This window comes from Ruegeria sp. YTSC325 (assembly GCF_059609525.1).
Genome location: NZ_JBXWLY010000016.1, coordinates 17,209 through 39,612, shown reverse-complemented (window position 1 = coordinate 39,612; position 22,404 = coordinate 17,209). Strand labels below are relative to the sequence as shown.

21 protein-coding genes are annotated in these 22,404 nt (G+C 58.3%); 3 read left to right on the top strand and 18 right to left on the bottom strand.

From position 1 onward, the window contains the following. Positions 1-73 precede the first annotated feature (73 nt). Positions 74-694 carry a glutathione S-transferase family protein gene (locus AC2FF7_RS18790; RefSeq protein ID WP_480868461.1) on the top strand — a complete coding sequence of 207 codons (621 nt, stop codon included), beginning with the start codon at positions 74-76 and terminating at the stop codon, positions 692-694. Between the two features lie 80 nt (positions 695-774). Next, complete coding sequence (locus tag AC2FF7_RS18785; protein WP_496906135.1) at positions 775-2,403, top strand: FAD-binding oxidoreductase; 1,629 nt, start codon at positions 775-777, stop codon at positions 2,401-2,403. Between the two features lie 9 nt (positions 2,404-2,412). On the opposite strand, the gene AC2FF7_RS18780 is transcribed toward AC2FF7_RS18785, so the two are convergent. The 18 genes from AC2FF7_RS18780 to AC2FF7_RS18695 all read right to left on the bottom strand — a co-directional run bounded on the left by AC2FF7_RS18780 (position 2,413) and on the right by AC2FF7_RS18695 (position 20,969). Then, on the bottom strand, positions 2,413-3,321 hold the full coding sequence (locus AC2FF7_RS18780; protein ID WP_480482436.1) for a carbon-nitrogen hydrolase family protein: 909 nt from the start codon (positions 3,319-3,321) through the stop codon (positions 2,413-2,415). A 78-nt stretch (positions 3,322-3,399) separates the two neighbouring features. Then, positions 3,400-3,813 (bottom strand): GFA family protein, encoded by a 414-nt coding sequence (locus AC2FF7_RS18775; protein WP_170355221.1) that lies wholly within the window; start codon positions 3,811-3,813, stop codon positions 3,400-3,402. A 28-nt stretch (positions 3,814-3,841) separates the two neighbouring features. Further along, positions 3,842-4,552 (bottom strand): glutathione S-transferase family protein, encoded by a 711-nt coding sequence (locus tag AC2FF7_RS18770; protein WP_170724620.1) that lies wholly within the window; start codon positions 4,550-4,552, stop codon positions 3,842-3,844. Then, positions 4,549-5,730, bottom strand: a complete 1,182-nt coding sequence (locus AC2FF7_RS18765) for a CaiB/BaiF CoA transferase family protein (RefSeq protein ID WP_480868466.1) — start codon at positions 5,728-5,730, stop codon at positions 4,549-4,551. Before AC2FF7_RS18765 ends, AC2FF7_RS18770 begins: the two co-directional genes overlap by 4 nt. Before the next feature lie 88 nt (positions 5,731-5,818). Then, positions 5,819-6,724: a LysR substrate-binding domain-containing protein gene (locus tag AC2FF7_RS18760; protein WP_496906134.1), complete on the bottom strand. Its 906-nt coding sequence runs from the start codon at positions 6,722-6,724 to the stop codon at positions 5,819-5,821. A 403-nt stretch (positions 6,725-7,127) separates the two neighbouring features. After that, complete coding sequence (locus AC2FF7_RS18755) at positions 7,128-8,636, bottom strand: enoyl-CoA hydratase-related protein (RefSeq protein WP_496906133.1); 1,509 nt, start codon at positions 8,634-8,636, stop codon at positions 7,128-7,130. Positions 8,637-8,684: 48 nt separating this feature from the next. Next, positions 8,685-9,605, bottom strand: a complete 921-nt coding sequence (locus tag AC2FF7_RS18750) for a helix-turn-helix transcriptional regulator (protein ID WP_480868471.1) — start codon at positions 9,603-9,605, stop codon at positions 8,685-8,687. Positions 9,606-9,669: 64 nt separating this feature from the next. Further along, on the bottom strand, positions 9,670-10,116 hold the full coding sequence (locus tag AC2FF7_RS18745; protein WP_480868473.1) for an acyl-CoA thioesterase: 447 nt from the start codon (positions 10,114-10,116) through the stop codon (positions 9,670-9,672). Beyond that, complete coding sequence (gene boxA / locus AC2FF7_RS18740) at positions 10,116-11,306, bottom strand: benzoyl-CoA 2,3-epoxidase subunit BoxA (protein ID WP_480868475.1); 1,191 nt, start codon at positions 11,304-11,306, stop codon at positions 10,116-10,118. The genes AC2FF7_RS18745 and boxA overlap by 1 nt, the downstream gene beginning before the upstream one ends. After that, positions 11,303-11,470, bottom strand: coding sequence for a hypothetical protein (locus AC2FF7_RS18735; RefSeq protein WP_170783010.1), 168 nt, complete (start codon positions 11,468-11,470; stop codon positions 11,303-11,305). The genes boxA and AC2FF7_RS18735 overlap by 4 nt, the downstream gene beginning before the upstream one ends. An 80-nt stretch (positions 11,471-11,550) precedes the next feature. Continuing rightward, positions 11,551-13,002, bottom strand: coding sequence for a benzoyl-CoA 2,3-epoxidase subunit BoxB (boxB, locus tag AC2FF7_RS18730; protein WP_496848030.1), 1,452 nt, complete (start codon positions 13,000-13,002; stop codon positions 11,551-11,553). Positions 13,003-13,035: 33 nt separating this feature from the next. Further along, positions 13,036-14,694 carry a 2,3-epoxybenzoyl-CoA dihydrolase gene (gene boxC / locus AC2FF7_RS18725; RefSeq protein WP_480868479.1) on the bottom strand — a complete coding sequence of 553 codons (1,659 nt, stop codon included), beginning with the start codon at positions 14,692-14,694 and terminating at the stop codon, positions 13,036-13,038. A gap of 80 nt (positions 14,695-14,774) precedes the next feature. Beyond that, the gene (locus tag AC2FF7_RS18720; RefSeq protein ID WP_496906132.1) at positions 14,775-15,227 is read right to left on the bottom strand and encodes a DUF309 domain-containing protein; all 453 of its coding nucleotides are present in this window, start codon (positions 15,225-15,227) and stop codon (positions 14,775-14,777) included. After that, complete coding sequence (locus tag AC2FF7_RS18715; RefSeq protein ID WP_480868483.1) at positions 15,224-16,042, bottom strand: alpha/beta fold hydrolase; 819 nt, start codon at positions 16,040-16,042, stop codon at positions 15,224-15,226. The genes AC2FF7_RS18720 and AC2FF7_RS18715 overlap by 4 nt, the downstream gene beginning before the upstream one ends. Next, positions 16,039-17,577 (bottom strand): benzoate-CoA ligase family protein, encoded by a 1,539-nt coding sequence (locus AC2FF7_RS18710; protein ID WP_480868484.1) that lies wholly within the window; start codon positions 17,575-17,577, stop codon positions 16,039-16,041. Before AC2FF7_RS18710 ends, AC2FF7_RS18715 begins: the two co-directional genes overlap by 4 nt. A 227-nt stretch (positions 17,578-17,804) precedes the next feature. Beyond that, complete coding sequence (locus AC2FF7_RS18705; protein ID WP_480868486.1) at positions 17,805-19,301, bottom strand: TRAP transporter large permease; 1,497 nt, start codon at positions 19,299-19,301, stop codon at positions 17,805-17,807. Further along, entirely contained in the window at positions 19,298-19,858 is a 561-nt protein-coding gene (locus AC2FF7_RS18700; RefSeq protein WP_480868488.1) for a TRAP transporter small permease, read from the bottom strand. The genes AC2FF7_RS18705 and AC2FF7_RS18700 overlap by 4 nt, the downstream gene beginning before the upstream one ends. Before the next feature lie 82 nt (positions 19,859-19,940). Then, complete coding sequence (locus AC2FF7_RS18695; protein ID WP_480868489.1) at positions 19,941-20,969, bottom strand: TRAP transporter substrate-binding protein; 1,029 nt, start codon at positions 20,967-20,969, stop codon at positions 19,941-19,943. Positions 20,970-21,218: 249 nt separating this feature from the next. Here AC2FF7_RS18695 and pobA point away from each other — a divergent pair, with 249 nt between their 5' ends. Next, a complete protein-coding gene (gene pobA, locus AC2FF7_RS18690) occupies positions 21,219-22,388 on the top strand; it encodes a 4-hydroxybenzoate 3-monooxygenase (protein WP_480868491.1) in 1,170 nt (389 codons plus the stop codon). The last annotated feature ends 16 nt before the right edge of the window (positions 22,389-22,404 follow it).

Genomic DNA, 22,404 nt, shown 5'->3' with positions numbered 1-22,404 from the left:
TGACAATTATCATCCAACTTCGCAAGAGTTATCTGTCCGTCAGACACAGCTTATGAATGACAGGAGCCAACAGATGTCCGACGCAGTTCGTATCCACCATTTCCCGAAATCAGGTCACGCGCATCGTGCTTTGGTCTTCGCCCAGCTCGCAGGAATTGCGCATGAGGCCATCTTTGTTGATCTGGCTGCCGGAGAGCACAAGACACCAGAATTTCTGGACATGAACCCAAACGGTCAAGTGCCGGTCTTGCAAGATGGCGATGTCGTCGTATCGGATTCGAACGCAATTCTGGTGTACCTTGCCCGGAAATATGCGTCTGACTGGATGCCCAGCGATCCAGTCGGAGAAGCTGCTGTCCAGAAATGGTTGACCCTTGCCGCAGGTGAAATTGCGTTTGGGTCATGTGCCGCACGTTTGATTACAGTCTTTGGTGCTCCGTTGGATGCCGATTTTGCCGCGGCCACCGCAGCCAAGGCAATGAAAAAGCTAGAAAATGGCCTTGAGGGGCGTGATTGGCTGGTTGGCGACCGCCCGACCATTGCAGATGTAGCTGGCTATTCCTACACCGCCCATGCGCCCGAGGGGAATGTCTCGCTTGACCCTTACCCAAACGTACGGGCCTGGATCGCGCGTTTCGAGGCCCAGGATGGCTTTGAACCGATGCCCTCCACCGCTGCGGGCCTCGTGGCCTGAACCAAACCTGCCCGAAACTTGAGTGTAAAGAGCTTCGGGCAAGGGTTCCCAGTGTTGGGAAATAAAGAAGGAGTGAACCGATGGTCGACGCAGATACCCCATTCCATGCCGGTGAACTGGCCGCACAAAAACGCGCGGGCGCGGATAATATTGCCACCATCGGAACACGCTATATACGCGATTTCATGCCCGAACAGCACCGTACGTTCTATCAGACGCAACCGTTTCTCGTCGTCGCCTCAGGTGACTCGGACGGTCAGGTCTGGGCAACAATCATCGAAGGGCCTGATGGTTTCATCGGGTCTCCTGATCCGGAACGCCTGACGTTGGATACACAAGTTGACCCGCTGGACCCTCTGGTACACAGCCTGCAGGAAGGGACCGATATTGGGGTCGTCGGGATCGAACTGGCCACAAGGCGCCGCAACCGTCTTAGCGGCCGGACCCGACGTTCAGACCAAGGGCTGATCATAGACATTCGCCAAACATTCGGAAACTGCCCGCAGTACATCAATGAACGCGACTGGTGGCGCGCCCCGCGAACCGTGCCCACAGAAGCCCAAGAATCCTACCATCTCAGCCCCGGCCAAATCGCTCGCATCCGTGCCGCTGACACGCTTTTCCTGGGTTCCGGTCATCACGCCCCGCAAAAGGCGGCCTCGGATGGGTACGACGCTTCGCATAGAGGCGGTGAGCCAGGGTTCGTGCGCGTGATCAGCCCAACCCGGTTGCGCATACCGGATTATTCCGGGAACAACTTTTTCAACACGATTGGAAATCTGCTGCAAGACCCCCGTGTCGGATTGTTGTTTGTCGATTTCGCAACCGGTGGACTTTTGCATCTGACCGGGCGCGCCAAGATCGACTGGGCGCCCGAAGAAGCGCGTGATCCAAACATTTTGCGCATGATCGACGTTACGATCGACGCGGTGATTGAACGGACCGAGGCACTTTCGTTACGTTGGTCAGCGGACCCTGCCCCGTCGCAAAACCTGACCGTAGTCGACAAGAAATCCGAGGCCGAGGGGATCACATCGTTCCACCTCGCTCCGGCCGAGGGCGATACTCTGTCACCCTTTCAAGCCGGGCAGCATTTGCCGATCGCCCTCGAAATACCTGCGCATGATGTAAAGATACGTCGGTCTTATTCCCTGTCGGGCAAACCCGGTGAAGACACTTACCGGATCACTGTAAAGCGCGAGCCAGGTGGGACTGCATCGCAATTCTTACACGACAGCATCAAAATAGGAGACACGATCGAAGCCCGCCCTCCGGCTGGTGATTTTCTGATACCTGATTCAACACGCCCTTTGGTTCTGGTCAGCGTGGGTGTTGGTTTGACACCAATGATGGCCATGCTGCATCGGTTGGCGCAACAGAATACCGGACGCCAGGTATGGTTCGTGCATGGCGCACGCAACGGTCGTCACCATGCACTGTCCCAAGAAACAGACCGCCTGATCTCGGCGACCCGCGGCGCACGGAAACGCGTGTTTTTCAGCCAACCCGACAGCGGCGATCTGGTTGGCCGCGATTTCGACGCAGAAGGCCGTGTCACGGCCGCAGAGGTTCTGGCGCTCGATACCGGTGCGGATGCGCTTTACATGCTTTGCGGTCCCGCCGGATTCGTGACTGATCTGAAGTTAGGTTTAGAAGCTGCCGGAATAGACGGAAGCCAAATCCACTATGAAACCTTCGGCTCTGCCTGACCGCTGCCGTTAGTCCAACCGCTGTTTGCTATGGTTGAGGCTAAGGATGTCGCGACGGCTGTAATGCCCTGCCGGGTCCAGTTTCAGATGTGCGGCGATAACCTGATCCACATCGATCTCAGCATAGAGCGTGATCTCTTCGCCCGTGACTGGGCCCGCAATCAATTTGCCACCGGGTGCCGCGATCATGCTACCGCCGTCGTTGATGACATCGCGCCCCTCGGTTACGTGTTTTCGCAAGGGGAAGCTGTCAGGAATGTCACTGCTGCGCAGCAGACCCGAAACCGAAACAACATAAACTCGCCCCTCCATCGCGATGAATTGTGTGATGTGGTCGGTTACGTCCAGATCACCTGGCCATGTTGCGATATGCAACTGTTCTCCCTGCTGGTACAGCGCTTGCCGGGCCAGAGGCTGCCAGTTTTCATAGCAATTCAAACCGCCGACCCGGATGCCTTTCCAATCCTGAACAGCCAGACCATGCCCATCCCCATCGGCCCATAGCAGCCTTTCGTGAAACGTCGGCTTGAGCTTGCGATGCACATTCACGACACCCTTGTCGGGCAGGATTGTCACCAACGAGGCATAAACCGAACCGCCCGAACCAGCCCGTTCAACGATCCCGGTCATGACGGCAACGCCAAGGTCAGTTGCCTCGGCACAGATAGCAGCAATCTCGGGGCCGTCGGTCGTAATCGCGGACTTCAGATAGGCTACATGCCCGATCTTCAGCAGCTCGTCATTATGGGCCACGCTCGGGGCGCGCAGCCATACGGGATAGCCGGACAAAAACACCTCGGGGAAGACAACCAATTCGGCCCCATTGGATGCCGCATCCCGCAGCAGGGCGATCAGCTTGTCCGTGCTGGCCTGTGGATCAAGAAAGACCGGAGCGGCCTGAACAGCGGCAACTTTCATAAGGCAATGTCCTGCTCGTTTTAACTATGACCCGCGCATGATCTCATCAGGCACGGGCCAGTGTGTCAAATCAGACGTTTAGCCCGGATTGGCCGGCGCTTTGTCCATTTCATCCGAAACCGGGCCCCAGGGTTGCGCAGAATTGCACCAGATCTGGATCGATGGCTTGACCCATGAACTGTCCTGCAACGTCCCCGCCTTTACCGCCGCAAGGTCACCAAAGGCCGGCATCTCGGTCGACAGGGGCGAGCCGCAATTGCCGCAGAAATTACGGGTCACCGGCTGCCCGGATGCCCCGTTCATCACATAGGTCCTGCGGCTGTCACCCTCGAATGCGATCGACGCGGTCGGCACCAGCACATTGGTCGAATAGGCCGAGCCGCTTTGCCGCTGGCAATCCGGACAATGGCAGACGACCATCATGGCAGGCTCATCGGCGCTAGAACTATAGGTGACCTGTCCGCACAGGCAGCTTCCTTCGATCTTGGGCATTGGTGTCTCCTTGCTGGTGGTTCTGATTTTATTGGGACTTCTCTTTTGTTGGCATCAGGTGGGCGGCCGATTGGTTGAACAGGGTTTCGTTCTGCTGCGCCGTGGCTTTGCCCGTGAATTGAGCGTTTTTGTGCAGGTTGATCGCATCACGAACGGCAGGGCGTGCCTTGATCCGTTGACGCCAGGCGGCAACGTTTGGAAAAGCATCCAATGAAACGCCTAAAGGTTTCGCGATGAAGGCCCACGGAAAACACATCATATCTACGATCGTATAGCGGTCGAACATATACTCGCGCCCCTCAAGCCGGTTCTCTAGGACCGCCAGAGATCGTTCGAACTCGCCCTTGTATCGCTTGTGGGAATAGGGCTGGTCCTTCGGCGCATAGTTCACAAAATGGCTCAGTTGACCGCCCATCGGACCCTGATTGGCTGCCTGCCAGAACAGCCATTCGGTAAAGGCGATCCGCTCGCGTGGGGTTTCGGGGCCGAATTGGCCGCTGCGATCTGCCAGGTACAACATGATGGCGCCGCTTTCGAAAACACTCAGCGGGCCACCGTCTGCGTCATGGTCCAGAATGGCCGGCATCCTGGCGTTTGGGCTGATCGCCAGAAAGTCGGGTTGGAACTGGTCGCCACCGCGCAGGTTCATAAGAATGGTGCGATGATCCAAACCAGTTTCGGCCAGCATGATCGCGACTTTCCAACCGTTCGGTGTGGGGGAGTAATAGAAGTCAATCATGATGCATCCGCCAGAGGGTTTGGGGTCAGGCTCGCGCGGACCTCGGCAGTGTGTTCGCCCAGTTCCGGCGCGGGGCGCAAGTCGGTCGCCGGAGTACCATGAAACACCGCAGCCGGCCGGGTCTGCCGCAGGCGACCGGCAGTCGGGTGGTCATATTCGACGAACATACCATTGGCCTCGAGCTGCGGATGTTGGCGCATCTCGCGTCGTGTCAGGACAGGGGCACAGGGGACACCCGCCTCTTCCAGTGCAGTCAACAACGTGTCACGGTCAAGGTCACGCACCATCTCTTGCGTCAAGTCCAGCCGCGCGTCCCGGTTGATGTCGCGCAACTCGGTCGTTTTAAAGCGTTCGTCGTCGATGATATCAGGGCGACCTGTGGCATGGGCCAGAGCCTCCCAATGTTTGTTCTGCATGATCGAAATACTGAGGTATCCGCCTTTCACCTCATAGATCAAATCATGGAAAGACTGGCTGGCCTCAACCTCCATCTCATCGCCCACAAAGGTGTGGCCGTTCATGTCCGAGGCCCAGAGGAAAGCCGCCACTGTGTCCAGCATCGACAGCGTGACCTTCTGGCCCTTTCCTGTGCGTTCGCGGGCAAACAGCGCGGCGGTCACCGCCTGACTGGCCTGTACCGCCGTCAGCTTGTCGGGCAGGATCGTGCGGACCAGACGCGGACGCTCCTCGTCCGATCCGGCCTGAACCGTGGTCAGCGCCGATAACGCCTGTATCAGCGGGTCATAGACAGGCTTATTGGCCAAAGGTCCGTCGAACCCGAACCCAGAAATGGACATATAGACCAGCCGGGGGTTGAGCACACTCAGCACTTCATAGCTAAGCCCAAGACGATCCACGACACCGGGGCGGAAATTCTGGATAAACACGTCGGCGTCCTGCACCAGCGTCTTGATCATGGCGATATCATCGGGATTTTTCAGATCGGCCAACACCGAGCGTTTGTTGCGGTTATTGTTCAGGTAAGAGGCCGAATGTCCCCCTCGGCGAGTCGCCACGTGACGGGTAAAGTCGCCGTCGGCGCGTTCGATCTTGATTACATCGGCTCCCTGATCGGCAAGGATCATCGTGCTCATGGGGCCGGACACAACGGCGGTCAGATCAATGACCCTGATGCCCGACAGGGGGCCGTTGCGCTGAATGTCACTGTGCTGGGCCATCGCCAAACTCCTGCAAACCTTAGTTTGAAGCTAGGTTGCGAAGGAACAGGTTTGTACTGCAAAAACCTCAGCAAGAGTTGAAAAAAATTCAATTCCTTTGCGTCAGCAACCAGTCATGGAACCGCTTGACATCGGACCGCATGGCACCATCGGGCCGCGCGACATAATAGCCGATATTGTCGGCGTCGGGCAGATCAAAAGGCGCGCACAGAACGCCAGCAGAAAGCAAAGAATCCACCAGCGGCCTGCGGCCCAAAGCAATACCCAAACCGTCCTGTGCCGCCTGAATCGTCAATTCATAGGTTTCAAGACTGTACCGCTGATTGGCCGCCGGAGGTTGAAACCCCCGCGCCTGGCACCAGTGATCCCATTCTGCATCCACGGTCGTATTTGCCAAAACCCGCTGGGTTTTCAAAACTTCCGCCAGCGCCATACCCCCAATCGTCTGAGCAAACGCAGGCGAAATCACGGGCACGATGACTTCGCGCATAAGCGGAGTTACAACCGTTTGAGGCCACTCGCCCATTCCCCGCCGGATTGCCAGATCAACATTTTCCCGTTCTAGATCAACCACACGTGTTGTGGTGACCAAATTGACCTCAAGATCGGGGTGGCTACGTTCAAGATCGGAAAGCCTCGGCAACAGCCAGCCGGCTGCAAAAGACGGCGTCAGAGTCAAAGATATCCGCTTGCGTCCCGGCATCGAACGGATGGCCTCGGTCGCGCGCAGTATCTCGAACATCGGCCCTTTGATCTGATCAAAAAACTGTGCGCCATCGGCGGTCAGAAACAGACGTCCCTTGCGGTTTTCGACCAACCGGACCCCCGATTCGGATTCAAGCGACTTGACTTGGTGGCTGATAGACGACGCCGAAACTTGCAAGCGTTCCGCTGCCTTGACGGCGCTGCCGGTCAAAGCAACCTCGTAGAAGGATTTCAACCCACCAAAAGGCGGAAAATAATCATGTGGAATGCGCGGTCTGACCTTGGACATGGCGCCATCTTAGCCATCGTTCGGGAGATGAACAGCCAGAGCAGATCAAATCCCTTTCGCACAGTACATGGCTATCTCATACAGTTTTTAGCAAACCAGAAAACGCTGTTTGGTTGATAACTCCGTGACGCCTATTCACTCGCGTCATATTACCTTTCCGGGCGTTTAACCATGTTCCTATGCGAATGCACAGAACATCGGCACAAGTGGTGAACTCCGGCGTCTGGGGATCGACCTCAAAGACGGGCCTATTTCTCTCAGAACTGGCGAAGTCAGAAAGCCCATTCCGGGCTCAAGCCGCTGTTTTGACATCTCTTCCTCAGTTTATGAGAACTCTTCTTCCAACAATCCCGAACGTCTGATCTTTTCTAAACAGATAAGTTTAACTGTGGGTCTCCAAGTGTCACTTGGTCGGAAACCGGTCAGACAGGCAGACGTTGTTTTCCACGCAATATCGCAGGGAAGGGCTGGGTGCCCAAACCAAACTGTCTTCGTTCGCATAGGTATCCAGACGCGCCAAGATAGTTTCAGCCCCGATCGTATCCGCATAAAACATCAACCCACCACGCCACCGTGGGAAGCCACAGCTTCTTACGGTAACAAGATCAATACTTCGAGCCGATAAGGCAATTCCTTCGTCAAGCAGACCAACCGCTTCGTTGATCATCGCACATAGCAGCCTGTCCCTGATCTCCTCCTCAGAATAGTCACAGCGGGTGATCCCTGCGAAATGTGCCTCCTCCAATGCCAGGTCGGCCACGATCGGGTCGTCAACCTTCCCACCCCCGCCGGGATATCGATACCAGCCTGCTCCGACCTTTTTGCCCAGCTTGCCCAGCTCGAGCATCCGGTCCGCGATGGGAATATTTCGGCGGTTCGGGTCGCGCGGGGCGTTTTCGCGGCGATTGGCAAGAGCGATGTCCACACCGTTCAGGTCCTGCGCCTCGTAAGGGCCCATGGTATAGCCGAATTCGACCATGGCCTCGTCCACCTCCCACGGGGTCGAGCCATCCATCAGCACCGTATCCGCCGCTTCGTGGTACCGCGCGAGAATGCGATTTGCGATGTGGCTAGTGCTGGGGGCGTCCTGCCCACGCACAGCGCGTTCCGTAAAGAAGATATGGCGAAGGGCGCGGGCTTGTGCGCCTTGCCGCAGGTCCAAAAACGTCGCGCGTTCTTGGGCCATTGCTTCCGACAAAGTGGCCGTGGTCGACAGGGCCACCAGATCAATCGCCTTTGGCGGCGCGATCTGGTGGGGCATCCGCTGCGAGACATCGGCGCGCGCGGCCGCAATCGCCGTATCATCTGCGGCGGGCCGGTCCCGCAATCCGGGCGGCACAGACAGCTCCAGCGTGCCTACGTCCAGATGCAGCGCAACATCCACCGGGTCCTCTGCGATACCGTCCACCAGCCCCAAGGCTTCGGCCTGTTCAGCCGGAACGGGCTTGCCGGTTGCAATCAACTCGACAGCAGCCGCAATCCCGATCAGGCGGGGCAAGCGTTGCGTGCCGCCCGCGCCGGGCACCACGCCCAGCGTCACCTCGGGAAGGCCAATCCGGACACCCGGCGCCGCGATCCGATAGCGGCAGGCCAGCGCCAGCTCACACCCACCGCCCAACGCACCCCCCGTGATCGCCGCAACCCACGGCACGTCCGAGGCCTCAATCCCATTCAAAATTTCCGGCAAATGCGGCGCAACTGGCGGCGTGTCAAACTCTCGCGCATCCGCACCCGCAGCAAATGCGCGCTGTGATCCATGCAGCACCACCCGCGACAGACCTTTCTGTGCCTGAACCCAAGCCACCGCATCCCGCAAGCCCTGCCGAATGCTGAGACCGATGTCATTCACAGGCGGGTTGTTCAGCCTGACAAACCCGACGGCTCCCTGACGCCAGACATCCACGGCCATCATCGGCTCCTTCTGCGTTATAGTTCACTTATGTACGGATATAGGCCTAGGTCACGCTTCCAACAGCTTTTGCGTCCGGATCATCGTCACCAATTCATCCAGCGACTGGTCCAGCGCCCGCCCCGACGTGTCCAGCATGAACCGCGCCCGCGCATAAAGAACCTCTCGGCTTGCCAGGATCGAGGTCAGCTGCTCCATCGCGTCGGCATTGCCCGCCATGGGCCGCTCATCACCCTGCGCGCGCACCCGGTCCATATGCTCCTGCGGCGAGGCCTTCAGCCAGATCGTATGGAAACTGGACAGCAACTTGTTAAGAGTTTCAGGCTCGGACACGATGCCACCGGCCACAGCCAGGATCACGCGGTCATAGTTTTCGATGACCCGATCCAAAGACCCGGCCTCAAGCTTGCGATAGCCTTCCTGCCCGTAAAGGGCGAGGATCTCGTCAATCGGCATTCCGCCATGCAGGGCGATTTCTTTGTTCAGCTCCAAAAACGGCGCATCCAGTTGTTCAGCCGCAAGTTTACCAAGCGTCGATTTCCCCGCACCGCGCAAGCCAATCAGACAGACGCGCTGTGCCCGTCCACCCTGATCGCTGCCCGGCGAGAGCGCCTGCAACACCTGATCACGTGTTTCGCTATCGGCTGCAGAAAATAGCTCGGCCACGCGTAGGCTTGTGGAATTCCACGGATCTTCTGCGCCAACAAACCACTCGATCCGGTGATCCAACGAATGCGCGACCCGTTGCAGCAACCCGATCGAAATATTGCCCGTCCCGGATTCAAGCTGCGCCAGATAGCGCTGTGACACGCCCGAGCTTTCGGACAGAACCCGACGAGAAATGCCCTTGCGTTCACGCGCGCTGCGGACCCGTTCACCCACCTGCACCATCAGCGCCGAGATGCTGCGTTCGATCTCGGATTCCGTGTCGATCTGGGTCGACACCCCGCTGAAGGTTGTAATTTCCGCCATGTTTCGCAATTCCGAATGTGTATAATAATGCACAATACGTTCGCCGGACCAAAAAGGAAAACGGTTATGTCCCGGTCTGCTCCGCGTCACACAAAAACGGAGCCAACAGGTCTTGGATATCCTGCGGAGGTTGGCGTTTTTCAAACGCGTCTGCCACGATGAAGACGCTGACGGTCTGGGCCGAAAAGCACAGTTGGCCATCCTGTTCGCCATCGACGCGAAACGTGATGGAGGATGTGCCCAACCGACTGGGCCATACGTGACAGGCCAGCGTGTGCCGGGGCGTGACCGGCGATTTGAAGTCCATCTCAAGCCGGACGAAGGGCGTGCCGACATTGCGGTCCAGTTCCAGCTGATACCAGCCCTGACCCAGATGCTCTTCCCACCAGGCGTTGATCGCATCCAGTGCGAACCATGGCAGGCGCCCGGTATAGGCGATGCGCGCCGGGTCGCAATCGCCCCACGTCACCCGGATATCATGCCGATAGGCCGAGGCCGGCCGGACCAACATCAATAGGTCTCCACGTGGTATCGACCCGCGTCGCGCATCTGATCCCGCAGCGCGGTCCAGTCCTGTCCAACGCCCGCCGAGATTTCGGTCAGAGCTTGCTCGACCCCGTCCTCCATATCCCGCAGGCCGCAGATATAAACGTAGCTGTTGGTGTCTTGCAGCAAGTCGGCGACGATATCTCGTTTGGCCAGCATCCTGTCCTGAACATATTCCTTGTCCTGCCCCTCTTGCCGGCTGAATACCAGATGCTGATCCAACAGCGTCTTGGGCACTTTCTGCAACGGCCCGAAATAGGGCAAGCTGTCAGGCGTTCTCGCCCCGAAGAACATCGTCATGCCACCGTGGATCGTGCCCACCTTGCGCTGACGGCGCATGGTAAAGGCGCGCATCGGGGCCGAGCCGGTGCCGGTGCAGATCATCAGGATGCGCGCGTCGGGATCATCAGGCAGCAGAAAGGTCGACCCGAACGGGCCGGTAACATTGACCGCATCACCCTTTTTCAGATCACAGACATAGTTCGAGCAAACGCCGCCCTCTTCGCGTTTGACGGTCAGTGAGACGTTGTTGAAACCGGGTCGTTCGCCATCGCGCGGGCTGGACACGGAGTAAAGCCGCGGCAGGTGCGGCTGCCCTTCGCCGGTGGTGCCGGGCGGGATGATCCCGATCGACTGACCTTCCAGAACCGGCATCGGGTGGCCCTGAAAATCAAGAATGATATGGCGCACGTCACTGTCCGAGGACGCCTCGGTCAGGCGGTAGTTGCCCTGCACAACGGCTTGAACAGGTTTGCCCAAGTTGTACAGATTGATCGTGGGTTTCGACGCCGTGGCGGGGGCCTTGGATTTGCCCCCCGCACCCTTATGGGCATCGGCCAGCAACGCGGCCATCGCATCATCCAGCGCCTCAATCCCGGTGTCGGCGTCATCCGAGACCAGATCCTCTTGTTCCGGCAACTCCTCCCACTCATATTGCTGCTCAAGGCTGTAAGGCTCGGTCACGACGCGCCATTCGTCGATCGAACCGGTCGGGCAGACCGGGATGCAATCCATGCAGAAGTTGCACAGATCCGCATTCACAACCACGTTGTTGTCGTCATGTTCGATGGCCTGTTCGGGGCAGGTCATCTCGCAGGTGTAACAACGGATACAGATTTCCGGGTCGATCAGGTGCTGTTTGATGGGTTTGTTCATGATTTATGCCGTCGCTGGATAAGGGCGGGAAGGGTCATGGCGTCGATAAGTGCTGCGCAGATGCCGGTGCAGGTGTCACAGCCAAGACAACGCCCCCGGATAACCGAGTGATTGGGCTGTATCTCGGCCTTGTCTGCGCTGAGTGCGGAGCGTTCCGCCGCCATCATCCATTTCCTTCCCGCGTTGGCTGGCAAGATGCGGCCGGCAGAGGGGGTCCCCACTGCCCTGCCAAACAGGCCCGAGATCAGGCCATGTGCAGTTTCACATATTCGAAATCGCCAGGCTTGTTATCGATCCCAACCTTTGGGGCCGAGATCCAGCCTGCGTATTTGCCGGGCTCATAGCACGGCACCATAAGCGACTGGATATAGGCCCCATCTTCCTTGGACGGCAGCCATTTGTCGGCATTCGCGGCCCATTCCGCCTCAGAGATGATATCGCCTTCGGGATTGGCCTTGATCGCGGCAAAGACGCCAATCTGGCGGTGGAACGCCTCGTCTGGCAGGGCCAAGTTGAATTCGATCCCGGCCTTCTGAATGATCTTGTTCCAACGCCCGACACCGCCCGAGGCATCGCGGACATAGTCGTCGCGCAACCGCATGTTGATCGCGGTCAGCGCAGGTACATCCTGCGTCACGATCGCCCCATCAACAATGGATTTAACTGCATAAGTGTCGCTTTGCAGCATGTGGTCGTCGTCGATACGGTTCTCCATATACCGGCCCTTGATACCCGCGTTGAAGGCGTTGGCGGCATTGGTCGAGACCTCCTGCCCGAACAGGTCCAGCGACAGCGAATAGTGTAGGTTCAGCTTTTTCTGGATCGTCGGCAGGTCGATCACGCCCAGATCACGCACTTTGCCGATATCGTAGGGGTCGGTCAAACCGGCCTCGTTCATCGCCTCGCAGGTGCGTTGCACGATACGGCTGACACCGGTTTCGCCCACAAACATATGGTGGGCCTCTTCGGTCAGCATAAAGCGGCATGTTCGGCTGAGCGGATCAAATCCAGATTGCGCAAGACTTTCCAACTGCATCTTGCCGTCACGGTCAGTGAAATAGGTGAACATGAAGAAAGACAGCCAATCGGGCGTTTCTTCGTTAAAGGCGCCCAACATCCGCGGCGCTTCTTCAGAGCCCGAGGACCGGATCAGCAGGTCATCCGCCTCTTCCCGGCCATCCTTGCCAAAGTATTTCTGCAGCAGATAGACCATCGCCCACAGGTGGCGGCCTTCTTCCACGTTGACCTGAAACAGGTTGCGCATGTCATAAAGCGACGGCGCAGTCAGTCCCAAGAACCGCTGCTGCTCGACCGAGCCCGGCTCGGTATCGCCTTGAATGACAATCAGACGTTTGAGCATGTTGCGGTATTCGCCCGGCACCTCCTGCCATGCTTTCTCACCCTTATGCTCACCCATTGGAATGATGCGCTCTTCGACCTGCGGAGCCAGCAGAACGCCCCAACGGTATTCCGGCATTTTCACATAGTCGAACTTGGCCCAGCCTTTGGGGTCAACACTGACGGCAGTGCGCAGATAGACCATGGATTCCTGAAAGTTCTGTGGGATCAGCTTGTTCCACCAGTCGATATAGCCGGGATGCCATTTCTCAAGCGCTTTCAGTACCTTGCGGTCCTGACTCAGGCCGACATTGTTGGGGATCTGAGTGTCGTAACTTACGTTGATGACGTCTAGCATGTCTTTCTCCTGATGAAGCTCGGGCGGAACCTGTCACACACGTTCCATGTCATATTCGCCGCGTAGCCCGGTGCCGTACCGTTGCAACGCGCCATCGGGACCCACCGCATTGGGACGGTTGAAAATCCAGTTCTGCCATGCGGTCAGGCGGCCAAAGATGCGGGTTTCCATGGTTTCGGGGCCCGCGAAACGCAGGTTCGCCTCCATCCCGGTCATTGCATCGGGGCTGAATGAGGCGCGCTCTTCCTCGAAGATGCGGATCTCGTCTTCCCAGTCGATGTCATCCAGGATCATCGTCACAAGGCCCAGCTCGTCGGCAGCTTCGGCATCCAGCGCGGTGTTTTTATGGTCTTCCATCTGGCCCGCCGCATCGGGCGTGCCGTAGAACCGGGTTTCAAGCCGGGTCAGGTCATTGCCCATGGGCAAAGGTCCAAAATTCGCATCAGTCAGAGTGACCGTCGCCAAGGGACGATTGTCGCCTTCGAACTCGTCTTCCATCATATATGTGCGATCCACCGCCCACAGGATTTCGGCCAGAATACCGGTAAAGCACGAGCCATGTTCGACCAGCGCTGACATCGACCGTGATGTGACGTCGATCCGTTTCAGTAGGCGCTTCCAATACTGCAGCACCTCGTTGGCCAGCCAGTGGTCACGGTTGACCAGCAACAGCGCCTCATGCGCCTGGAACAGCTCGGGGTCGCCTTGGGTGCGGAAGACCAGAAGCCCCAACTCCATCTCATTCAGGCGCAGGTGCAGGATGGCGTCGTCCAGTTCGCGCGCCAGCCGCAACAGATAGGCCTGATCCCCCTGCGCCGTGAACGCGGCCATGTCCTGCGGAGCGTCGGCATCCGGGCCGCTGATCGTCACGGTCGCCTTGCGGACATCCCGATCAACAGCCACTTCAATCAGGCTATACGTGACCGATCCATCTTCGCCGACCGTCTTGTCCAACGGACCCAAAGCAACCCCTGTGGCATCCGGCTTGGGCATCGCGGCGGCGAATTCGCGGGCACGTTCTTGCACGGTGGCGTCGAACTTGGAGTTCGGCACGACCTCATCCACCAGACGCCAATCCAGCGCCCTCTTGCCTTTGACCCCTTCTTCGGTCGAGCAGAACACATCTGCCAGATCGCGCCGCACCTTGCGTTTATCCGTCACCCGCGTCAGCCCACCAGTTCCGGGTAGAACCGCCAGCAAAGGCACTTCGGGCAGCGCGACCGAGGACGTGCTGTCATCGGTCAGCATGATGTGGTTGCAGGCCAGCGCTAGCTCGTAGCCACCCCCTGCGCAAGCGCCTTTGACGGCGGCAATATATTTCTGGCCGCTGTCCTTTTCGGCAGCTTCGTAGGTGTTGCGCGTCTCATTGGTGAATTTGCAGAAGTTCACCTTGTGGCTGTGGGCCGCCCCCCCGAGCATCCGGATATTGGCACCCGCGCAGAACACCCGGTCCTTACCGGATTGCATGACGACCACTTTCACTTCGGGATGTTCAAAGCGCATCCGTTGCACAATATCGGCCAGTTCGATATCGACGCCCAGATCGTAAGAGTTCAGCTTGAGTTGATACCCCTCGAACAGCCCTTGATCTTCGTCGACATCCATAAACAGGTTCGCAATCGGCCCTTCATATTCCACCCGCCAATGGCGATACTGCGATGGATGGGTCTGAAAATTGATGACCTTGGTCATGTGCAACTCCTACGTTCAGACATGCAGGATAGTGCGCTGCATGTATCGAGTAAAGGAATGAGTGCAACATAACGCATCTTTTAGATGCATTTTTTGCCGATTCTACCCTCTGCTGCTACCTTGTTATGCATTATTTTGCACATCTCACCATTCAAACCCAGAACAGCCCCTCCTGCCCGGTCCACCGCCTCGCAAGCCAGATCGTCGGACAAGGTCATTAGCCGCGCCATCGCGCGAGGCTGCCCCATCCGACCTTTCAGACAGGCGTTTGCGTATTGGATAACCGCCTGCACCATCAGACGTTCTGGCGAATTGGGCGGGCAGGCCAGCCAGACGGCCTCGAGCACCTCATGCGCCTCCCAAAAATACCCTTCGTTCAGAAAGGCCAAACCGCTGGTCCAGGCAGATGTACCCACCAGATCCGACGGCGCAACATCCGCCAGGCCGGTTTTCAGCGGGTCAAACAGACCTTCGGGGTGACGCGCTGTCTGACCCGGTACGTAAGCATGCGGAGGCCAACAGTCGCTGGTCATGCCATTTCAGGCATTGCGTGTTCCAACCGCTCAAGCCGGGCGGTGAACTCTGCGATTGCTGTCAGGGTTGCTGTGGGTTGATCAAACTGAGGGGCGTGTCGACAATTGTCCAGTATGGCTGTTTCGACTGGGGCATAGCTGCGGGTTTCAACCTCGGCAATCTGAGCCAGTGTGCCATACTGATCATCACGCCCCTGAATCGCAAGCGTCGGAATGCGCAGGTAGTCGATGACATCCGCCACGTTCCAGTTGCGGAAACCGGGGTCCAGCCACGCATCACACCAGCCATTAAACATCGCCGCCGGGTCGCGGTGATAAGACGCCAGCCGCCCTGCTAGGTCGCCGGTATCAAACGCTTCCCGCGCGGCGGCAATCGAAGCCAACCCCATCTCTTCGGTAAAGAAATGCGGCGCCATCAGGATTAGCCCCCGCACCCGCTGGTCCGAGACCGAGCCTGCATAGATCGCCGCAATCGTCGCACCGTCGGAATGGCCCAGCAGAACCGCCCGCTGAATGCCAGTCTGATCCAGAACGGGACCCAGAACCTGCTGCGCTTCGACGGTCATGTAGTCCAGCGGGCGCGGCAGCTCTGCTGGATCGGATTGGCCGTAGCCAGCACGGGAATAGGCCAGAACACCAAAGCCGGTTGCCGCCGAAATCTCGGCAGGGAAATCCCGCCACATCGCGACGCAACCCAGCCCTTCGTGCAGCAATACGATGGTTGGCGCATCCTGTGGCGCAGGGCCCCAGGTGCCATATTCCAATTCCCTACCGTTCACATCCATGCGGCCCGAGCCGCCATCCTGCCAGATCATGCGGTTTCCCTCAGTTTAAAACGTTGGATTTTGCCGGTTGCGGTTTTGGGCAAATCGTCCACCACCTCGACCCAGCGCGGATATTTCCACTTGCCGATCCGGTCTTTGACAAAGTCTTTCAGATCCCCAATCGCATCCGCGCTTTGACCATCTTTCAGAACGACAAAGGCGCGAGGCTTGTCCAGGCCTTGCTCGTCGGCATGGGCCACAATCGCGGCCTCCAGAATGGCGGGGTGTTCGATCAGCGTCTGTTCAATCTCGAACGGGCTGACCCAGATACCGGACACCTTGAACATGTCATCCGTACGCCCGCAATAGATATAGCGACCCTCGGCTGTGCGCTCATACTTGTCGCCAGTCCGGGTCCAATGCCCCTCGAAAGTCGCACGCGATTTCTCGCGCCGGTTCCAATAGCTTTCGGCAGAGGAAGGACCCCGCACCAGCAGCTCGCCCACCTCGCCATCGCCAACCTCGTGATCGGCTTCGTCGACCAGACGCACGTCATAGCCGGGCACCGCCGTGCCAGAAGTTCCGTAGACTATGTCACCGGGGCGGTTCGACAGGAAAATGTGCAGCATCTCGGTCGAGCCCACGCCATCCACGATCTGCGCACCCATATTCTTCTCCCACGCCTCACCCACCTCGCGCGGTAGCGCCTCGCCAGCCGAAGTACACAGGCGCAGATTTGGTTCGCTTTGTAGATCGCCCGCCTCGAACCGTGCGTTCATCGCGGCAAAGAAGGTGGGCACACCGCAAAATAGCGTCGGCTTGTGCGCGGCGATGATCTGAAACGCCACATCCGGCGTTGGGCGGCCACCCAGAAGGATCGTCGTTGCCCCAACCGACAGCGGAAAGGTCAGCCCGTTGCCCAACCCATAGGCAAAGAACAGCTTGGCGACCGAGAACACCACGTCTTCTTCCCGGATACCCAGCACCTGCGCCCCGAATGTATCGGCGGTGGCCCGAAGGCTGGACTGCACATGGCGCACACCTTTCGGCAGACCCGTCGAGCCCGAGGAATAGAGCCAGAACGCGGCCTCATCACTGTCCGAGGTGACGGTTTCCACTGGCGTGGCCCCATCCATGAACGCCTCAAGGCTGGTGGTGCCATCGGGCGCGTCGCCTACAACGATAACCTGCCGCAGATTTGTATTGCCTTGGATCGCAGGTGCGATCGTGGCCCACATCTCGGCCGATACGATCAGAACCGTCGCGCGGCTATCGTTCAGGGTCGCGGCATATACCGGCGCGGACAGCAATGTGTTGATCGGCACCGGAATGGCTCCGGCCTTGATCGCGCCCCAGAACAGGATCGGAAATTCGATCTGGTCCAGCACAACCATCGCCACACGTTCTTCGCGGCGCACGTCATGGCGCGTCAGCGCGCCCGCAAACCGCGCGCTTTCCTCGGCCAAGGCGCGATAGGTCAGCGTGCGTTGCTGTCCGTCGGCCTCGTGAAAGGCCACTTTGTCGCCGCGCCCTTCGCGCAGGTGACGATCCACAAACCAAAGGGCTGCATTCTGGTTTTCTGACACGGGTTCCTCCTCCCCTCGACGGGCCAGCGGCTGCTTGCCGGAAAAACAATCACCCTGATGTGCCGCCCATCTCCCCTATGGGTCGTCTCGTTGGGGGATCATTCGAACCGGGGTTTCAGAAAATTTCGCCCCGACGCCTGAATTATGCGTTATAATGCACATCTCCCGCATATGTTTGCAACAGTGTTTTTTGCGTTTGTGCATTTTCTTGCACAACCCAGTAAAGGTCAGCCAAATGGGATCAGGAATAGAGTGATCGCCGGGAACAGCACCAAAAGGACAACACGCAGGATGTCAGATCCGACAAAGAACAGCACGGCCTTGTAGGTCTCGGTCATGCGGGTTTCACGGTCCATCGTGTTGATCACAAACAGATTCATCCCGACTGGAGGCGTAATCAACCCGACCTCAACCACGATCAACACGAGGATACCGAACCAAATGGCTGTGCGTTCTTCGGCGATGCGGTCGGCCATGCCTTGTGTGACTCGGATACCGATCTCTTTCTGTAAATCGCGACTGATCTCAGCCCCCGAGGCAATCAGGGCTTCGACTTCAGCGCGGATGTCGGGGGCGATGTCGGCAGCTCCGGCCAGCGCAGTACGTGCTGCATCATGTTGCATCGCGATCAAGTCGACCAAGCCGAAATCCAGCACGGATATAACCGGGTAGAAGATGGGAATCGTCAACAGGATCATGCTGAGGCTGTCCATCACACAACCAAGAACCAGATAAAACACAAGGATCAGAGCCAGAATTGCCCAGGGGCTGAAGCCCTGACTCAGCACAAAATTCGCCAGTTCCTGCGGCACATTCGTCAGCGCCAGAAACCCGTTATAGAACCCCGCGCCCAGAATGATGAAGAAGATCATCGCCGTGGATTTGGCCGTGGTAGTGAAACTGTCTTTCAGCGTCGACCATGTCAGCCCGCCATTAGCTAGCGCGATGAGTCCGGTTCCAGCCGCCCCCACAGCAGCGCCTTCTGTGGGCGTGAACCACCCCGCATAAATGCCGCCGACAACGCCGCCAAAGACAACCAGCACGGGCCAGACGTCCAGCAACAGCCGAAACCGTTCACGGTAGGGCACGGCAGGACGGGTTCCGGCGCTGTCTGGGTAAAGGCGCACATAGACCGAGACGGCAATCACATAACCCAATGCCGCCAGAACGCCGGGGATGAATGCAGCTAGAAACAGCTTGGCGATATTCTGTTCGGTCAGGATCGCGTAGATCACCAACACAACCGAAGGCGGGATCAGAATGCCCAACGTCCCCCCTGCGGCCAACGTGGCGGTCGAGAAGCCACCGGCATAGCCATACCGACGTAACTCAGGCAGTGCCACGCGCCCCATCGTGGCCGCCGTCGCCAGCGACGATCCGCAGATCGCCCCGAACCCTGCGCAAGCTCCGATCGCGGCCATGGCGACACCGCCCCGGCGATGGCCCAAAAAGCCCTCTGCCGCTTTGAACAGCGCCGTCGACATCCCGCCCAGCGTGGCAAAATACCCCATCAGCAGGAACATCGGCACAATCGACAGGGAATAGCTGGAGAAGGTCGTGTAGGTCTCGGATTTCAGCCGGCCCAACGGGATATTCAGGTTGCCGGTGACAGTCACAATCCCGACCAGACCGGTGACGAACATGGCCAACCCAATCGGCACGCGGGCGAATATCAGCAAAAGCAGAGCGGGAAAGGACAGCAACCCGATGACGAGATCGCTCACGGCAGGAGTTCCTTTCCTGTCGCGCATTCGCGGATGCGGATGCCCGCCATATAAAGACCAACGACCGCCGCCACGACGGCTGCGCAAAAGCTGGCGGCGTAACCCCACCAGACGGGGAATTGCAGGATAAACGTATTCTCACCAAACCGCAGCTTCGCCATCATGCCCCCGAACAACTGCACTGCGATCAGCACCAAAACGGCGGCAAAGACCACCTCGGCCAACATGCGTAAGATACGGTCAACCCGGGGCGATAGTTTCGAGGTGAAAATATCCACGACCGCATGGCCCGAATTCAACTGGCAGAGCGGCAGAAACGCAAAGATGGCAAAGGCCACGCCCGCCTCGACAATCTCAAAATCACCATTGATAGGCCCGACACCCAGCCCCAGAGCCCATTCAGAAAAGCCCGGCGCAACCTGTCCGATCCAACCATGCAGCAATGTATTGAGGGACCGGCCCAGAACCGAGATACAGATCAACAGGATCAAAGCCGTCAGAACAGCGCCGCCCAGCAATGCCATGCCGCGCGCCAGCTTTTCTATCGTTTGGTGCATGTCCCCTCCACCAACGGTGCCGATGCAGATTTTGGTTTAAATGCCGCGCGGCGCTGTCTGAGCCCCGCGCGGAAGGTCCGGCTTAGCTGCCGTACTCGTTCATCAACGCTTTGGCCCGATCTATCAGGGCCTGACCGTCAATGCCCTTTTCGTTCATCTCTGACAGCCAGGTGTCATAGACAGGCTGTGCGGCCTCGGCCCAGGCGGCGGATTGTTCGGCGTCCAGAGTCACCACGTTGTTCCCGCGATCCAGCGCGATTTCACGTGCGGGCTCGTCATAGGCCTGCTGGACTTCGCCTGCGAACATGGAGAACTCCAGACCCGAGTTGTCGTCGATGACAGCTTTCAGATCATCCGGCAGTGCGGCGTATTTTTCCTTGTTCATGGCCAGAACGAAGGTCACGGTATACATCATCGGCCCTGTGAATTCGGTATGGTTTTCTACCAGTTCCGGCACTTTCAGCGCTTTGGTCACTTCCCACGGAATGGTCGTGCCGTCGATCACACCCTTGGACAGCGCCTCGGGCACCGCAGGCACAGGCATACCCACCGGGGTCGCGCCCAATGTGCTGAGCAAGGCGTTGACCTGACGCGAGGCGCCACGGATTTTCATACCGTTGAAATCGTCTGGCGTCAGAACCTCTTTATTGGCATGGATCATGCCGGGGCCGTGGACCCAGCCACCCAGAACCTTTACGTCCGAGAACTCACGCGCGGCGATGTCTTCCTCCAGCAAGGTCCAAAACGCGGCCGAAGCGGGCTTGGCGTCATTCACCAGGAAGGGCAATTCGAACACTTCGGTCGACGGGAAGCGGCCCGGCGTATAACCGATGACGTTCCAAGTCATGTCAATCACGCCGTCGATCACCTGATCCAGCAGTTCCGGCGGCTTGCCGCCCAGTTGCATCGACGGATAGCGGGTAATTTCGATGCGTCCGCCCGAATCCTCTTCGATCTTGTCGGCCCAGACGTCGATGATTTTCGATGGAATCGTCGCCTGCGCAGGCAAGAAGCTTTGCAGGTTGAATTCATACTCGGCCGCGTTTGCCACCGTTCCCATGCCAAGGGCCATAGCCCCCAACGCCCCGATCAGCGTGCGTTTGATCTTCATTGTTTCCTCCTCCTCTGCGCGATGCGTCGCGATGCAATTTAATGCATAACATGCATAATATCGCAACTTTTTTTGCAGACCCGCTTATCATCAGTCCAGCGTCCTAGGTCCGACACGGGGCGGTATCCAGTCATCGCATGGGATCATGTATGGCCCCCATATGCTTTTATCGCAACGGTATGGCCGCATCCGTGCGTTGCGAAACCTCTTGCACAATGCAATCCTGCACAGCGGGGACAGGAGGATAAGATGCGGACGCAAGTTCTTGTGATCGGCGGCGGGCCGTCGGGTTTGCTGTTATCACAGCTTCTGGCAACGCAGGGAATCGACAGCATCGTACTGGAGCGTCGGACCAAGGACTATGTGTTGGGCCGCATCCGCGCCGGCGTGCTGGAGCAGGGTTTTGTCGACCTGATGGATCAGGCAGGCGCCAGCCCGCGCCTGCACGCTGAGGCAATTGAACATAGCGGCACGTTGATAGCGGTCGAAGACGACTGCTTCCGGGTCGACTTCCAGCACCATACCGGCACCCCAGTTCTGGTTTACGGCCAGACCGAAGTGACCCGCGACCTCTATGACGCGCGCGAGGCCGCAGGTGGCGCGATGATCTTCAACACCGAAAACGTCACCATTCATGACGCTGAAACCGACGCCCCCTATGTGACCTTCACCACTGATGGGCAAGATCAGCGTATCGATGCGGATTTCGTCGCGGGCTGCGACGGATTTCACGGGGTCAGCCGCCAAACCATCCCGCTGTCGGTCCGGCGCGAATACGAAAAGATCTATCCTTTTGGCTGGCTGGGCATTTTGTCCGAAACCCCGCCTGTGCATCACGAACTGATCTATGCCTCGTCCCATCGCGGCTTTGCGCTGTGTTCTATGCGCAACGAGGCGCTGAGTCGCTATTACATCCAGTGTTCTCTGTCCGATCACCCTGAAGACTGGACTGATGCCGCTTTTTGGGCCGAGCTGAAACGCCGCATTCCACAGGAATATGCCGATCGCCTTGTAACCGGCCCGTCGATCGAAAAATCCATCGCGCCACTGCGTTCCTTCGTGACCGAGCCGATGCAGTGGGGGCGGTTGTTTTTATGCGGGGACGCGGCGCATATCGTGCCGCCAACCGGGGCCAAGGGACTGAATACGGCAGCCTCGGACGTGCACTACCTGTTTCAAGGTTTGAAGGACTATTACCAAGATGGGTCTGAGGCCGGGATCGACGCCTATTCGCAAAACGCTCTGGCGCGGGTTTGGAAGGCCGAGCGGTTCAGCTGGTGGTTTTCAACGCTGCTGCACCGCTTTCCCGACCAGTCCGAATTTGACCTCAAGATGCAACGGGCCGAGATTGACTTTCTGCGCACGAACGAAGCCGCGCAAAAGGCGATGGCCGAGAACTATGTGGGGCTGCCGTATTGAAGATGACCGACGAAAA

Bases quoted from the DNA above. Each gene is read 5' to 3' on its own strand.
- AC2FF7_RS18695 (WP_480868489.1), bottom strand. From the start codon at position 20,969: ATGAAGATCAAACGCACGCTGATCGGGGCGTTGGGGGCTATGGCCCTT.
- AC2FF7_RS18760 (WP_496906134.1), bottom strand. From the start codon at position 6,724: ATGTCCAAGGTCAGACCGCGCATTCCACATGATTATTTTCCGCCTTTT.
- boxA (WP_480868475.1), bottom strand. From the start codon at position 11,306: ATGAACAAACCCATCAAACAGCACCTGATCGACCCGGAAATCTGTATC.
- AC2FF7_RS18700 (WP_480868488.1), bottom strand. From the start codon at position 19,858: ATGCACCAAACGATAGAAAAGCTGGCGCGCGGCATGGCATTGCTGGGC.
- AC2FF7_RS18720 (WP_496906132.1), bottom strand. From the start codon at position 15,227: ATGACCAGCGACTGTTGGCCTCCGCATGCTTACGTACCGGGTCAGACA.
- AC2FF7_RS18780 (WP_480482436.1), bottom strand. From the start codon at position 3,321: ATGAAAGTTGCCGCTGTTCAGGCCGCTCCGGTCTTTCTTGATCCACAG.
- AC2FF7_RS18735 (WP_170783010.1), bottom strand. From the start codon at position 11,470: ATGGCGGCGGAACGCTCCGCACTCAGCGCAGACAAGGCCGAGATACAG.
- AC2FF7_RS18785 (WP_496906135.1), top strand. From the start codon at position 775: ATGGTCGACGCAGATACCCCATTCCATGCCGGTGAACTGGCCGCACAA.
- pobA (WP_480868491.1), top strand. From the start codon at position 21,219: ATGCGGACGCAAGTTCTTGTGATCGGCGGCGGGCCGTCGGGTTTGCTG.
- AC2FF7_RS18775 (WP_170355221.1), bottom strand. From the start codon at position 3,813: ATGCCCAAGATCGAAGGAAGCTGCCTGTGCGGACAGGTCACCTATAGT.
- boxC (WP_480868479.1), bottom strand. From the start codon at position 14,694: ATGACCAAGGTCATCAATTTTCAGACCCATCCATCGCAGTATCGCCAT.
- AC2FF7_RS18745 (WP_480868473.1), bottom strand. From the start codon at position 10,116: ATGTTGGTCCGGCCGGCCTCGGCCTATCGGCATGATATCCGGGTGACG.
- AC2FF7_RS18750 (WP_480868471.1), bottom strand. From the start codon at position 9,605: ATGGCGGAAATTACAACCTTCAGCGGGGTGTCGACCCAGATCGACACG.
- AC2FF7_RS18715 (WP_480868483.1), bottom strand. From the start codon at position 16,042: ATGATCTGGCAGGATGGCGGCTCGGGCCGCATGGATGTGAACGGTAGG.
- AC2FF7_RS18790 (WP_480868461.1), top strand. From the start codon at position 74: ATGTCCGACGCAGTTCGTATCCACCATTTCCCGAAATCAGGTCACGCG.
- AC2FF7_RS18765 (WP_480868466.1), bottom strand. From the start codon at position 5,730: ATGGCCCAGCACAGTGACATTCAGCGCAACGGCCCCCTGTCGGGCATC.
- AC2FF7_RS18770 (WP_170724620.1), bottom strand. From the start codon at position 4,552: ATGATTGACTTCTATTACTCCCCCACACCGAACGGTTGGAAAGTCGCG.
- AC2FF7_RS18755 (WP_496906133.1), bottom strand. From the start codon at position 8,636: ATGATGGCCGTGGATGTCTGGCGTCAGGGAGCCGTCGGGTTTGTCAGG.
- boxB (WP_496848030.1), bottom strand. From the start codon at position 13,002: ATGCTAGACGTCATCAACGTAAGTTACGACACTCAGATCCCCAACAAT.